Source organism: Nostoc sp. S13, assembly GCF_029379315.1.
GTDB lineage: Bacteria > Cyanobacteriota > Cyanobacteriia > Cyanobacteriales > Nostocaceae > Nostoc.
The window spans coordinates 86,093-99,263 of the sequence record NZ_JAQYWQ010000007.1; the positions used below are offsets into that span (position 1 = coordinate 86,093).

General features: G+C 43.3%; 15 protein-coding genes. 8 read left to right on the top strand and 7 right to left on the bottom strand.

Features of this window, described 5'->3' with window-relative positions; all coding sequences use genetic code 11:
- Window positions 1-12: 12 nt before the first annotated feature.
- Window positions 13-948 carry a M23 family metallopeptidase gene (locus PUQ00_RS04180; protein ID WP_300413466.1) on the top strand — a complete coding sequence of 312 codons (936 nt, stop codon included), beginning with the start codon at window positions 13-15 and terminating at the stop codon, window positions 946-948.
- A 122-nt stretch (window positions 949-1,070) separates the two neighbouring features.
- A complete protein-coding gene (locus PUQ00_RS04185; RefSeq protein ID WP_300413468.1) occupies window positions 1,071-1,610 on the top strand; it encodes a late competence development ComFB family protein in 540 nt (179 codons plus the stop codon).
- Between the two features lie 74 nt (window positions 1,611-1,684).
- Here PUQ00_RS04185 and PUQ00_RS04190 read toward each other — a convergent pair whose 3' ends face one another.
- A complete protein-coding gene (locus PUQ00_RS04190; protein WP_300413470.1) occupies window positions 1,685-2,647 on the bottom strand; it encodes a L,D-transpeptidase in 963 nt (320 codons plus the stop codon).
- A gap of 774 nt (window positions 2,648-3,421) precedes the next feature.
- On the opposite strand from PUQ00_RS04190, the gene PUQ00_RS04195 reads away from it, so the two are divergent.
- The 3 genes from PUQ00_RS04195 to PUQ00_RS04205 all read left to right on the top strand — a co-directional run bounded on the left by PUQ00_RS04195 (window position 3,422) and on the right by PUQ00_RS04205 (window position 5,130).
- Window positions 3,422-4,078, top strand: coding sequence for a sigma-70 family RNA polymerase sigma factor (locus tag PUQ00_RS04195; protein WP_300413472.1), 657 nt, complete (start codon window positions 3,422-3,424; stop codon window positions 4,076-4,078).
- A 157-nt stretch (window positions 4,079-4,235) separates the two neighbouring features.
- On the top strand, window positions 4,236-4,850 hold the full coding sequence (locus PUQ00_RS04200) for a transcriptional regulator (RefSeq protein WP_300413474.1): 615 nt from the start codon (window positions 4,236-4,238) through the stop codon (window positions 4,848-4,850).
- Between the two features lie 121 nt (window positions 4,851-4,971).
- Window positions 4,972-5,130: a GrpB family protein gene (locus PUQ00_RS04205; protein ID WP_300413476.1), complete on the top strand. Its 159-nt coding sequence runs from the start codon at window positions 4,972-4,974 to the stop codon at window positions 5,128-5,130.
- 568 nt (window positions 5,131-5,698) lie between these two features.
- Here the strand turns inward: PUQ00_RS04205 and PUQ00_RS04210 are convergent.
- The 5 genes from PUQ00_RS04210 to PUQ00_RS04230 form a co-directional block, all read right to left on the bottom strand.
- On the bottom strand, window positions 5,699-5,884 hold the full coding sequence (locus PUQ00_RS04210; protein WP_300413478.1) for a type II toxin-antitoxin system ParD family antitoxin: 186 nt from the start codon (window positions 5,882-5,884) through the stop codon (window positions 5,699-5,701).
- A 56-nt stretch (window positions 5,885-5,940) separates the two neighbouring features.
- A complete protein-coding gene (locus PUQ00_RS04215; protein WP_300413480.1) occupies window positions 5,941-8,001 on the bottom strand; it encodes a ribonuclease R in 2,061 nt (686 codons plus the stop codon).
- A 112-nt stretch (window positions 8,002-8,113) separates the two neighbouring features.
- The gene (gene rpsR, locus PUQ00_RS04220; RefSeq protein WP_012411240.1) at window positions 8,114-8,329 is read right to left on the bottom strand and encodes a 30S ribosomal protein S18; all 216 of its coding nucleotides are present in this window, start codon (window positions 8,327-8,329) and stop codon (window positions 8,114-8,116) included.
- 2 nt (window positions 8,330-8,331) lie between these two features.
- Window positions 8,332-8,526, bottom strand: a complete 195-nt coding sequence (rpmG, locus tag PUQ00_RS04225; RefSeq protein WP_196524501.1) for a 50S ribosomal protein L33 — start codon at window positions 8,524-8,526, stop codon at window positions 8,332-8,334.
- Between the two features lie 43 nt (window positions 8,527-8,569).
- Window positions 8,570-9,127: an RDD family protein gene (locus PUQ00_RS04230; RefSeq protein ID WP_300413484.1), complete on the bottom strand. Its 558-nt coding sequence runs from the start codon at window positions 9,125-9,127 to the stop codon at window positions 8,570-8,572.
- Window positions 9,128-9,398: 271 nt separating this feature from the next.
- Here PUQ00_RS04230 and PUQ00_RS04235 point away from each other — a divergent pair, with 271 nt between their 5' ends.
- Window positions 9,399-9,812 (top strand): hypothetical protein, encoded by a 414-nt coding sequence (locus PUQ00_RS04235; RefSeq protein WP_300413486.1) that lies wholly within the window; start codon window positions 9,399-9,401, stop codon window positions 9,810-9,812.
- 49 nt (window positions 9,813-9,861) lie between these two features.
- Window positions 9,862-11,127: a gephyrin-like molybdotransferase Glp gene (glp, locus tag PUQ00_RS04240; protein WP_300413488.1), complete on the top strand. Its 1,266-nt coding sequence runs from the start codon at window positions 9,862-9,864 to the stop codon at window positions 11,125-11,127.
- 170 nt (window positions 11,128-11,297) lie between these two features.
- Here the strand turns inward: glp and PUQ00_RS04245 are convergent, their stop codons facing one another.
- The gene (locus tag PUQ00_RS04245) at window positions 11,298-12,530 is read right to left on the bottom strand and encodes a cysteine desulfurase-like protein (protein ID WP_300413490.1); all 1,233 of its coding nucleotides are present in this window, start codon (window positions 12,528-12,530) and stop codon (window positions 11,298-11,300) included.
- Between the two features lie 307 nt (window positions 12,531-12,837).
- Here PUQ00_RS04245 and PUQ00_RS04250 point away from each other — a divergent pair, with 307 nt between their 5' ends.
- Window positions 12,838-13,059 carry a DUF4327 family protein gene (locus tag PUQ00_RS04250; protein WP_300413492.1) on the top strand — a complete coding sequence of 74 codons (222 nt, stop codon included), beginning with the start codon at window positions 12,838-12,840 and terminating at the stop codon, window positions 13,057-13,059.
- The last annotated feature ends 112 nt before the right edge of the window (window positions 13,060-13,171 follow it).

Sequence of the window (13,171 nt, forward strand, 5' to 3'; positions counted from 1 at the left end):
TTTTGTAGTTCTATGATTACTGAGAATAGCGCTAGTAGTTCAAACAAAAAGTTGCTCGGTTTTAATGTCAAAAGTTTGACAACCAATCGCCATGCAATAAATGTGTTAAAGGGAATATTTGCTGTTCTCCCTGTCACTTTCGCATTGCCTGTAAATGCTTTGCAAGTAAAGGTAACTCCAACTAATCCTAAATTAGGGGATACACTATCGGTAGAGGTTAATTTAAATAATTCCGAAAATAGTACAAATCCAACAGTCGCTAGTGGTAATAATACATACCCAGCGTTTGAAATGGCGCCCAATCAGTATCGGGCTTTTGTTCCCACAACTCCACTAGAAAAAGCTGGAACTAGAACACTCCGGGTCGCGGGAGATGGTCAGGTGCAAAACTTGGCAGTGAATGTGCTTAATCGCAAGTTCCCCGTACAACACATTACTTTGCCACCTGGCAAAGCCGGAGTGGATGCCACAGAGTTTGAACTTAAGCGTGTGGCAGCTTTTAAGGCGTTACAAACACCAAAAAAGTATTGGAATGGAGTATTCCTGAAGCCAAATGCCGGACGGATCAGTACAAACTATGGTGTACGTCGCTACTATAATGGTACATTTGCAAATGACTACTATCATCGTGGTCTTGACTACGCAGGTGCTGCCGGTTCACCGGTAATTGCCCCAGCTGCTGGGCGAGTTGCTTTGGTAGGTAGGGTATCCCAAGGGTTTCGGGTACACGGTAACGTAGTTGGCATTGACCACGGTCAAGGAGTAACCAGTATTTTCATGCACCTGAGTCGTATTAACGTTAAAGAAGGTGATTTTGTGAAAGCTGGTCAATTAATTGGCGCAGTAGGTTCAACAGGTGCTGCCACCGGCCCGCATTTACACTGGGGTCTGTATGTCAACGGACAATCTGTTGATCCAACACCTTGGCGAACTAAAGTCGTTAACTAGTAGAGCCGAAATTGATTGTCTCTGTGCATAATTTGTATTTTTTTTTGCTGAGAATTAGACAAAATTAATTGGATTGATACCGTCCCTACCTTGCTTGGCTAAAATAAATGATGATAAGTGTTATGAGTATCGAAAAAATTGTAGAACAAGCTCTCCAGGATGGTTATTTGACACCAGCAATGGAAGCAGAAGTCGGTAGAATCTGTGATAATGCCTCGGAACTGTCAATTGAAGAGTATATGGCGCTGGATCGGCTGATGGGTGCGCTATTGACTGGTGAGGTAGTGGCGGTGCCTCGCAAACAATTCATTAACGTCATGGAAGAATTGGTACTGACGGAAGCGATCGCACGAGTCGCAGAAATTGAAGCCACCAGCGAAAGTTCTCTTGATGTCGGGGATATTGCTGCTTACGCTCTCAATCGGCTACCACCTTTGTATGCTACTACAGAAGAAGGTGCTCACTTCCAGCGCCAAACGGCTCAGGCACAACTGCAAGAATTAATTTCTCAGCAAGTAAGTGAGGCGATTAACCGTTACCTCGATCAACCCAACTTCTTCCCAGAACGGCAAGCTTTAGGCAAAAACACTGGCAATGAAGTTGTACGCCAAGTTAGTGCTTTACTCCAGACATACGCACCTAACTTCGAGCAAAAATTATAATTTTAATAGTCATTAGTCATTGGTCATTTATTTTAGACGAAGCACAAAGGACTAATGACTAATGACTCTATAAATTAATTACGTACTACCACTGTTGTCCCTAAACTCACTTGCTCATACAACAATCGGACATCAGAATTACGCATTCTTAAGCAGCCGTGGGATACAGCCGTTCCTACCAGGTCAACATCTGGCGTGCCATGAAAGCCAATTTCATTCCGTCCATCTGACCAAAAACCAATCCATCTGTCTCCCAAAGGACTATCCGTACCAGCTTGAAATATTTTGCCCGTAATCGGGTGACGCCAGATTGGATAGTGTCGCATATGGATCACCTGGAAAGAACCTGTGGGCGTTTCCCAACCTTTCTTACCGACAGCAATCGGGTAGCTGGCTATCACCTCATCTCCTGCGTATACATAGGTGCGGCGATCGCTTAAAACAACTACTACTTGCGTCTTGGTATCTGCCAGCCTACTAGATGGTACTTGTTGGGCTGAAGCCTGAGACCATAGAGTTTTTGGCCAACTATCCGCAACGGGATTTTGACTTTGTGCTTGCGCCACCAGGCGCGTCTTAGTTGGTAGTTCGCTTGCTTTAGTTAGATTATTCTTAATGATTTGGGGCTGAGGTAGAGGTTTAATACCAAAAGACCTGAGTGTAGAAGCCCTCCGAGTAGTTGCTTTGGCTATATTCTTCTTAATTATTTTCGACTTAGTTTGAGGCTTAATAGCAGAGTACTTTGGTGTAAACGCCTTCTGGGCAGTTGAGTCTTGGGTAACTTCACTAGGAAGCACAGATCCACCCAGCGCAATTTCCCCTAAACTCACTTGGGAAAGATTCTTGTAGACTCCCTCTGGGCGGTTTCCCTTGGGATTGGTTAGGGTGGAGTCTCGCCGCATCGAAGTAGATGCAGACTGCTCAGACTGTCGTTCCGCCGTAGTAATGCGCCAATGGACAGCTAAAGATAAAAATGCTGTACCAAAACAGAGCAACATTATCATCCGCCCTAGAGATTCGTTTCTTACCATTGCCATCGCCTATTGTTTATCCCTGACATATCCAGCCGAGCAATTGGATGCGTTGATCATCCGATTATCAAAAATTTATCAATACTTATCATTTCCGATATAAATTTGCCAACACCTCTGGGCAAACGTAAGACTATGCAAATTGTCCCAGCAGCAAAACTCCAAGAGTTCTGGTGGTTGTAAGTTAATACTTAGACTTTCTGGTGGAACCTTTGAAATATAGCAATCAATGATTAATGGTGTCGGTGGGAGAAAAACCATGTTTGAAAAACTATTGCTAGCAGTCACAATTACATTTTCCCTCAGTTTCTTTTTTTAAGTTCGCGTACCAGAGCAAAAGAACTCTGGTGCTACCTACAGGTCACAAGTAGAACAATCAGCAACTATTCTGGTGACAAAATCAAAAAAATAAATCACCCTTATCGTAACTACAGCAACCCAACTTCCAGAAATTATTACCTGAATTTTAAAGGTATCAAGAAGCTAGAATTACAAAATTTTGATTTTCATCCTTATAACCAGATTTAATTATTTTTATCAAGCGTATATACCCAGTTGTTAAAAGTACCAAAATGTGCATATAACTGCGTCTTTGTTAGTTGATGGGTACAAAGGCAACTATGCGAACAGTATAAGGAAAAAATCGCTCTCGTTATTGCTATAAATGTATCCAAAATTGTATGGCTCAGTGTTCCAGTCATAAATCCGTCACCTTAGCATGGAACTTCTGTCCCATTAGCAGGTCTAATAGATAGGGATGATTTAGAGCCAGTACGATCTATGAGTCAGTCGATTACTGTATCCTGGTCAACCATTGATGCAAAGTATCCAGAAGCATCAGTGCAAGTTGACAAACTCCCTAACCACGATTTAATTTTGCGCTGTCAAGCGGGACTGCGACCAGATCGTGTTGCGTTTGCAGAACTATTACGCCGCTATCAAAGTCAAGTTGATAGAGTTCTATACCACCTGGCTCCAGATTGGGCTGACAGAGCCGATTTGGCTCAAGAAGTTTGGATTCGAGTGTATCGGAATATTAACCGATTACAAGATCCTGCTAAATTTCGGGGCTGGTTAAGCCGTATTGCCACCAACTTGTTTTACGACGAGTTGCGGAAACGCAAGCGGGTTATGAGTCCTTTGTCACTGGATGCCCCCCGCTCGGTAGAGGACGGCGAAATGGATTGGGAAATCGCCGGCGATACCCCAGGTCCTGAGGAAGAACTGACAACTAGAGAATTTTACGAGCAACTGCGGGAAGCGATCGCGGATTTGCCAGAAGTCTTTCGTACTACTATTGTCCTTAGAGAAATCGAAGGCTTGGCATACGAAGAAATTGCCGAAATCACTGGAGTTTCCTTAGGAACTGTCAAGTCAAGAATAGCCAGAGCGAGAACGAGGCTGCAAGCTCACTTGCAGACTTATCTAGACTCCTAATTTACAGTATCTTGCCTCTGCCCAACGACAGAATTTAAGCATTGATTAAGAATTACACCAAAGATGTAGATCGCTTCTCCCGTTAGGAGGAAAATTGGCTAATTTTTCCAAATTTCCCGCCCCATTTACCGGTATATGAATTGGTAATAATGTTAAGATGACTACTGATTCTCAGTTTTACGACCGTTCACCTTTGCAACTTCGTCAAGATTTGCCAGATGGAATGGGCAAGCATACCAATGAATCAACGGGTCTTATGGATATGGTGAAGCGCGATCGCTTCGAGTTATTGAGTGCTTACCTCGATGGTGAAGTCACGGCTATAGAACGCAGGCAAGTAGAAGAATGGTTGGCAAATGATGCCTCAGTTCAATGCTTGTATGCCCGACTGTTAAAGCTGCGCCAAGGCTTGCGGACTCTCCCAGTGCCAACAGCCCAACAGTCACCAGAAGCAACAGTTCAGCAAGTATTGAAACGTTTGCGCCGCCGTTCCCGTTTCAACTGGATGGTGGGAGTTGCAGCAGTCGCTGCTTGTGCGATCGGTGCAATATCTGGCTTAGTATCTGGTGGTTCGAGGACGGCGCAACTGGCACAACGACCACAAATAGAACCGATACAAACATACTCAGCGTCTATGGTTCCCCCTTCCCCGCTGATGGTCGGACTAAATAACCCGGTAATTGAAATTCCGAAAGCAGCAGTAGCCTCTCCAGAAAATTTAATCTATCAGGTAGAGCCGCAACGGCACGACTCCAAACAGGACATAAACTAATCCTAAAGTTCACAGATTATAACTGTACTTTGGGATTAAACCACAGCCTTTGTACCAGTCGTCAGCTTGGAGCAAAACTAAATAGTCCAATATTTTATATAGTCGAAGTTAACAGCGAATTTTGACAACGCTAGCTATTTTACGACTATCTGAGGAGGCGAAAAGATATAAAGCTTTAAAACGCGATTTTGCGGCAAGTTTTTGGAGCGATCGCGAGGCTTATACTAATGGTAAAAATGACTATATCCGGGCTGTAATGTCAAAAGCACGGTGCAGTTGAGATATCGTAGTTTTTTGTTGCAAATTCATTTTAACACTAGGTGTCAATTCTCCATCACGCATAGTAGGATCAAAAATAATTACTTTGTTATTATTTATTGGCATATTCCGAGATCAAGCGATCGCTTAGATCAAATGCAATTTTAAGGAATATCCTCACTTAAGAAAACTGTCTCTAAATCCCGATAACCACTGACAATACGTGCAACTTCCACACCGCCATCAATGGGAGGATAAAATACTAAGTAATCTGCTACTAGCAAACTCCGTAAACCGTTGCCAAAATTATCGCAACTTTACCCCATATTAGGAAAATCAGCCAACACTTTACACTGCTGTATAATTTTTTTTGTTGAGTCTTCGAGCCGCACCAGGATTAAAGCGGTTAATATAGCTGGTAATTTATTTCAAATCTAATCTAGCTGAAGGCGCTAAAATACACCTACTCATTATTTAGCAGCCTCAGCTTGTTGCATTTGAGCTTCAGCGCGTCGAATGTCTTCCTCTATTTCTGCAAATACCTCATCACCATCAACTACTTCACCACGTTCGAGTTCTTCAATACCTTCTTAGATTTTAGCTTTCAATTCTGCTAGACGTTGTTCTTGAAGGCGTTGGCGTAGCCCGCCGCAGGCATCGCGTTCATCTAGCAATCTTAATGCTTCACCCATCACCTCACTAACTGAGTGGTATCGACCACTATTAAGCTTATCCTTAACCAACTGCTCTAGTTCTGGAGTTAAAGATATATTCACAACTATTACCTCATTCCATTTATTCTATATGCTAACTGAAAGAGGTTGGAGCAAGGTTAATTCGTGGCTGTTTGGGCTTCTTGATAAATTATTTCTTGAAACTGGATCATATCTTTTTGGGGATCGGCGTGGCTAACTTTCACCAATATCTGTTCACCCAAGTTCACAGAACGTTTGAAAACCATTGGTAACTGCAAGCCTAAATCTTCTAACAAAATTAGGGCCAAGTTGCTATCTTCGCGCAGCCACATCAACACTGTCACATCCCAAGTTTCCTCTGGATGACGGCGTAAATACTCTAGAGCATAATATCTATTAGTTTGCCGTTCTACCATCGTCACCTCTTGGGTGATGCTGGTGACAGTTATCATTACTTCTTTTAGTTGTTCTGCGGAAAATGGTAAAACTTCACCCCGCAAATGGGCCTTAAGTTGAAAGTGGGTGAGTAAGTCACTGTAGCGGCGGATGGGAGACGTTGCTTGGGTATATGTATCCAAACCTAAACCAGCATGACGCAAAGGCGTAATGCTCATTTCACTCTTGGGCATACAACGACGCATAGCGCAAGCGCGAACGAATCCGGCTGGTAACTGAAGTAATTCCTCATCTGGAGGTAATTCTGGTTGCGGCTGACCACGAAAGGGCAAAGGTATGTTATTGGCTTTACCATAACGAGCTGCAACTTCACCGGCAAGAATCATCATTTCTGCTACCACTTGCCGCGACGGGGAATCGTCCAAAATGTCAATGTTGATCTCGTCATCTTTGACTTTGATCATCGCTTCGGGCATAGTGATGCTAATTGCCCCTTGGGCGTAACGCCAAGCTTTGCGCCTCTGTGCCCAAGTGGCGATCGCGGCAATTTCCGGTTCTGCTTGTACCCGTAATTGCAGCATTTCATCTACATCTTCGTAGGTGAGGCGATAAGTCGGCTTAATCAAGCTGGTATGAATGCTATAGTCTTCTACTACCCCAGTTGTACCTAAAACAATCCCGAAACTGAGGGCGCAACAAACCTGTCCCTGTATTAGACTCATTGGCCCAGTTGCTAATACCTCTGGGAACATGGGAATCATCCCCGTAGGTAAATAAACTGTGCTACCCCGCTTTCTGGCTTCCAAATCTAATTCATCTTCTGGTACTAACCATCGAGTCGGATCGGCGATATGCACCCACAGGCGTTCCCGTCCATCGGGGAGTACTTCCCAACTTAGACCATCGTCGATCTCTGTGGTAGTTTCATCATCAATGGTGTAGACCTTCAGGTGAGTCAGATCCAGGCGGTTTGTATCTGAGTCAATCGGCGGGAAATCCAAACGCTGTTGCGCCACTTCTAATACCTTATTAGGAAATTGAATCGGAATTGAAGAACGACGCAGGAACAAGTTTTCATAAGGACTCCAGCAACCCAAATCCACCAACAGTTGAAAGGCTCCTTGCGGTGTTGTGGGCCGTCCCAGCATGGTCATAGTTTCTAATACTGGAGCGCTTGGCGGATAAGCACGAGCCAAGGAGTCATAATTGACCCCCGTCCGCACAGTGTCAGCAAGCAGCGCTGCGTATTTTTCTAGTCCTTCTAAGCGCTGGCGATCGTGGCGCCGCCACTCTACTGCTTCACCTTTGAGTGCCTGCTCTACGCGAGTTAAAAATTCCTGCTGTCCCTTAGCTTTTAGTGCCTCTACTTCCAGTTGGTGCTTGCGTTCTGCCACTTGAGCCGCAGTTCGCGGCTCGTAAGCGTCTCCTTTTTGCTTGAAATAGAGTTTGTCGTCTGATAACAAGCAATAGGCGGCGTAACAATGAGGCGCGGCTGATTCTGAAAATAGCAGATTCGCCATTTGGTCTGGGGTGATTGTTTCCCCATCTTCAACCAGTAATTCCCAAGCTACTTCCAAGCTGGATGGATCTAAATAAGCCTTGACCTGCTCCAAAAAGCTGGCAATTTCAGAGGGCTTGTAAGTCTCTTTGGTAACTGTATAGGTAATTTGTCTAGGCGCGAGGCTGTGGGATTGACCACGTTCATCTACCACAAACCAGCGGGTTTTACCGTCTGGACGTTCTACGATGCCCAGACGGCGATCGCCTTGAACCCTAAATTCAACTAGCGTCCCCTTCTCCACAACTCTCGCACTTTAATTTGGTGAACAGTTTAAATAGTTTTAAGTTAGGAGTTAGGAGTTAGGAGTTTTGATTCTTAACTCATCACTCATCACTCATAACTCATCACTCTTTTTAGCCTTCCGCATTGATGAATGGCAACAAAGCCACAATCCGCGAACGTTTAATTGCTAATGTCAACTCTCGCTGTTGCTGAGACGTCAGCCCAGTAATCCGACGTGGCAGTATTTTACCCCGCTCTGTGACAAACTTACGCAATAAATCTACATCTTTATAATCGATTGGTTCTCCGGGCTTGATTGGAGAAAGGCGACGACGGAAATAACTCATCTTTACTTAATTTCCTTGTGAACGGTATGTTTATTGCAGTGGGTGCAGAACTTTTTCAGTTCTAGCCGGTTAGTAGTGTTACGACGATTCTTTGTACTGGTATAACGGGAAACACCAGCAGAACGCTTGTTTGAATTTGTCCGACACTCGGTACACTCTAGTGTCACAATTATGCGGGCACCTTTACTCTTAGCCATAATCTTACAAACAGTGAAGCCTGAAGAGAATTAACACAAATGACTATCGTCTCACATTTCGCCGCATATTTTCAACTAATCTTTTGATTTTTATATCGAGCGAGTAGCCACGACGCGACGAAACGATGAAAGTTCCGCAATAGCGATCGTGTAAAGCCTGCCGCATCTGGGCATCAGAGAAGGCAGTGCCACAATCAATTGCTAGAGGAATTACTAGCAGTATAGCAGTGGGATTGGCTCTAATATTGCTCAGGGCAATTGACACGAAAAGGGCACCCAAGCCGATAATCGCCTCTCGCTTCAGCAGTGAGGGCAAATCTGGAATTCTGCCCATTACTTGCCCATCTTCGACTGACAACACCTTTAAATCGAACGCCCAACGCCCTAAACTTTGCCCTTGATTGTTATATACCACCAGCACCCGCAAAACTAGCCAAAGTATTACAAAAACTAGGATTTCAACAAATTGAATACCGATATCGCCGCTTCCCAGTAGGGAACTGACTAACCAGACACCAAGAAAATCTAGTCCTAATGCCATACCTCGCCGCCCAATTTCAGCTTTGGGATAGTGTTTTTGGGGAACTCGTTCGATTGTCATACAAAACAAGTATTTTTATTTAGGGTTGGGAAATAATGATTGCTCCTGTTTTTAATATTAAGGTGATGACTTGGCTACTTGCTGCGCTGTAAACAAACAAAAACCAGCTAACATAAATTTATACAACTGCCTGCCAACTGCACGACTTAAGAATAGGATTAAGCGTTCTTATACCCTGCCTTAAGCCATTACACGTCATGGATGCAACATACAGCAGGGGCTAGGGTGTCCGTTCGCGCAGCCTGCCCAAAGGGCTTAGGATGAGAGTATAGTGCCGCAATCTCTCTCAATTTCCTTCTTTGATCCATTGAGTACTCTCATAAATAGTTTCACTCCAGTGCTTAATGGTGTCTCTAACTACAGCTTTTTGAGATTCAACTTTGATAACACTACCCAGCAAATCTTTGGCCGCTTTGATGTTGGCAAGGATGATGAACTTCCTGGCGACACATGGCTTAATAATAATCTCGCACTCATAAACGAAGGTTTTAGTAATGAGGTTCTAGCTAAAGAATTTGGTTTTAACAATAGAGATGCAGCAGGCACAAAGCAAATACTATATTTAAGTAACAATTTGGTTCAGGTATCCAAAGTCTCCGAAGGAAGCATAATTATAGGTTTACTAGTAGCGTGTAGTTTGGGATTTACCGCTCATAGAAATCTAGACAAAGCTACCCAAGAGTAGACTCAGTGTTACTTTACAGGGATAAAAGAAAAAGTCGGAGGCGATCGCTATGTTATCAGTCGGCGATGCAGAAGCAATTATTTTAAATTTAGTACAACCGTTGGATGATCAACGGGATATAGAAGTTGTCGATTTATTGGCAGCCGCTAGTCGGATTTTGGCAGTGCCTGTCACCAGTCCGCTAGATTTTCCTCATTGGGATAATTCGGCAATGGATGGCTACGCAGTTCGCTACGAAGATGTACAGGACTCTAGCGCCGAACAACCAGCCATTTTAGAAATTGTTGAAGAGATTCCGGCTGGGTATCAGCCCAAGTCTACGATTCAACCAGGGCAAGCAGCGCGGATTTTCACAGGTGCGGTGATGCCAGCAGGGGCAGATACTGTAGTTATGCAAGAGAAGACACGCCAAGAGGAAAACCGCGTATTTATCCTAGATACGCCAAAACCGCAAGAATTTGTCAGACATAAAGCATCTTTTTATCAAGCTGGAACACAACTACTACCAGCAGGAATTAAGTTAAATGCCCCAGAAATTGCCGTATTGGCAGCAGCACAATGTCAGCAATTAAGTGTTTATCGTCGTCCGCGTGTAGCAATTTTTTCTACTGGTGATGAGTTGGTATCAGTTGATAAACTACTGCAACCAGGACAGATAGTGGATTCTAATCAGTATGCGATCGCAGCTTTGGTAAAGGAGAGTGGGGCAGAACCGTTAATTTTAGGTATTGTTAAGGATGATCCAGTTGCTCTGGAGAAAGTCATTACCCATGCCGTGGCGATCGCTGATATAGTTCTCTCTTCTGGTGGTGTCTCAGTGGGAGATTATGATTATGTTGACAAAATTCTAGAGTCACTAAGAGCAAAAATCCATATTCGGGCTGTACAGATAAAGCCCGGAAAACCCCTCACCGTCGCCACACTCCCCAGTACAGACGCGATTAATCGCGTCTGTACCCACTCCCCACTCTATTTTGGTTTACCAGGAAACCCTGGTGCTGTGTTAGTGACATTTTGGCGGTTTGTGCTACCAGCAATCAAGAAACTTTCGGGAATTACTGAAGCTTGGGAGCCAGTATTTTTGAAAGTGCGATCGCATGATGAATTGCGATCGGACGGCAAGAATGAAACTTACCTTTGGGGTAAATTGCATTTAATTGATGGGATTTACGAATTTCACAAAGCTGGTGGTAGTCACAGTTCTGGCAATTTAATTAATTTAGCTCAAACCAATGCCTTAGCTGTTCTACCGATGGGTAAAACATTAATTTCCCCACAAGAAGAGGTGCAAGTTTTGCAGCTTTTTAACGGGTAATAGGGAGTAGGGGGGATGAGGGAGTAGGGGGAGCAGGGGGAGCAGGGGAAGCTGAGGGAGACGATGGGGACAAGGGGGACAAGGGAGAATTATTGAACAAGTTTCTTCCTTATGCCCAATGCCCAATGCCCAATGCCCAATGCCCAATGCCCAATGCCCAATGCCCAGTATTAAAATATCTGATCAAAAGCCTCAATCAAGCTGTTAACTTCCTCAAGTGTGTTGTAATGCACCATACTTACCCGGACTATTCCGCCTTGCGATGCTAACCCCAGGTATTCAATCAGCCGTTTAGCATAAAAGTCCCCATAGCGAATTCCAATGTAATGTTGATCAATTTTTACCGGAATGGTTGAGCTATTTATTTCATCTACCACAAAACATATAGTTGGCACACGAAATTGACGGTCAGCCTTTGATTGACCAATCACTCGCACATTAGATTTGCTGTTGAGGTAATTTAGTAGGCGATCGCTAATCTTTTCTTCATGTATGCTAATTAAATCAAACGCCTGCACCATTTGATTTCTCAAATCAGGTGCAGTTTGATTGCCGTAGTGCAGTTGTGCTAATTCACTGAGATAATCACATAAACCCAACATTCCATAACTTAATTCAAAATTGACGTTCCCTAACTGAAATTTATAAGGTATATCTGTCTGTTCAATAAAATAATGGTTAAGACCAGGCAATTTTAATAAATGTTCTTCTTTACCATAAAGTAAGGCATGATGTGGACCATAAACTTTATAAAAACTCAAAGTATAGAAATCAACATCTAAATCTTGGACATCAACTAATCTGTGAGGTGCATAAGCTACACCATCTACACAAATCATCGCGTTGCGCTCGTGTACAAATGCAGCAATTTCTTTGATCGGGTTGATCGTTCCCAGAACATTAGAAGCATGAGTCAAGGCTACTAGTTTGGTGCGCTGACTCATCAATGGTTCTAAATCTGCTAAATGAAGTTCCAAGGTATCTGGGCGAATTTGCCACACTTTAACCTTCATTCCTTGTTTTTCAAGAGCCACCCAAGCACCAATATTTGACTCATGGTCACAATTAGTAACAATAATCTCATCACCAGGTGTGAAGGTTTGACCCAGACAAATGGAGAGAACTTTCAACATCATTGTAGTAGATGGGCCCATAACCACTTCTTTAAAAGAATTGGCATTAATGAAAGTCGCCATTCCCCTAGTTGCTAAAGCCAATCTTTCTCCTGCAAGTTGAGACACTGCATAAGAAGCTCCCAACTGGACATCAGAACTCAGGAGATATTCGCTAATTCTATCTACTACTTTTTTCAGGGTTTGTGACCCGCCAGCATTATCGAAAAAAGTCCATTCACCAGCTAGGGCAGGAAAATATTGACGAACTTTATCAAGATTCAGGAGCATAGTATAAGTTTTCTAGAGAATGTTCTTTACCCTAGCTTACCTTTTGGCAAGTCCCTCCCAGAGCATCTACATCCTCTTTTGGTGTTTATAGCTTGTTGTACTAGCCTTTTGGCTGTGTAAGAATCTCTCTAAAGGAGGTATACTTGGAGACCCAAATAGTAGCTTAATGACATATCTAACTTACAGCAAAGGTTAATGTCTTGATTCTTCACAATTCTCGCCAATTTTATTTGATAAGTTTAAGGGAGAGTCAAAGCAACTATTGTTTAGATTCTTAATTCCTTGATTGGAAACAAAGGAACGACCTATGAACATTACGGTTAAATACGACATTGAGGTGATCAAGGAAGAAGCACTTCAACTTGTTAAAAAGAGACTTGTTAACCGTCAACAGCCAATTTATACCATCTGTAAATATATTCCTCATAGTGACTGGGTTAATTTTGAGCTTGAGTTAGAAAAAAATGAATTTCTACTCAGAGATAGAATTATCGACCTACTCAATCACGAATCTTGGGAAGACGATTGAGGCTGCATCTAAAAGCTGAACCCCATTAGCAGCATCCGAATAAAATTAAAATTAAAAATTAATTTTTCAGCACTAAAAACCCTCGACTTAAGTCGGGGGTTAGAAACTAGCT

Excerpts from the sequence above, each read along its gene's own strand:
- rpsR (WP_012411240.1), bottom strand. The coding sequence starts at position 8,329 with ATGAGTTATTTCCGTCGTCGCCTTTCTCCAATCAAGCCCGGAGAACCA.
- PUQ00_RS04180 (WP_300413466.1), top strand. The coding sequence starts at position 13 with ATGATTACTGAGAATAGCGCTAGTAGTTCAAACAAAAAGTTGCTCGGT.
- PUQ00_RS04185 (WP_300413468.1), top strand. The coding sequence starts at position 1,071 with ATGAGTATCGAAAAAATTGTAGAACAAGCTCTCCAGGATGGTTATTTG.
- PUQ00_RS04250 (WP_300413492.1), top strand. The coding sequence starts at position 12,838 with ATGAACATTACGGTTAAATACGACATTGAGGTGATCAAGGAAGAAGCA.
- PUQ00_RS04230 (WP_300413484.1), bottom strand. The coding sequence starts at position 9,127 with ATGACAATCGAACGAGTTCCCCAAAAACACTATCCCAAAGCTGAAATT.
- rpmG (WP_196524501.1), bottom strand. The coding sequence starts at position 8,526 with ATGGCTAAGAGTAAAGGTGCCCGCATAATTGTGACACTAGAGTGTACC.
- PUQ00_RS04245 (WP_300413490.1), bottom strand. The coding sequence starts at position 12,530 with ATGCTCCTGAATCTTGATAAAGTTCGTCAATATTTTCCTGCCCTAGCT.
- PUQ00_RS04200 (WP_300413474.1), top strand. The coding sequence starts at position 4,236 with ATGACTACTGATTCTCAGTTTTACGACCGTTCACCTTTGCAACTTCGT.
- PUQ00_RS04190 (WP_300413470.1), bottom strand. The coding sequence starts at position 2,647 with ATGGCAATGGTAAGAAACGAATCTCTAGGGCGGATGATAATGTTGCTC.
- PUQ00_RS04195 (WP_300413472.1), top strand. The coding sequence starts at position 3,422 with ATGAGTCAGTCGATTACTGTATCCTGGTCAACCATTGATGCAAAGTAT.
- glp (WP_300413488.1), top strand. The coding sequence starts at position 9,862 with ATGTTATCAGTCGGCGATGCAGAAGCAATTATTTTAAATTTAGTACAA.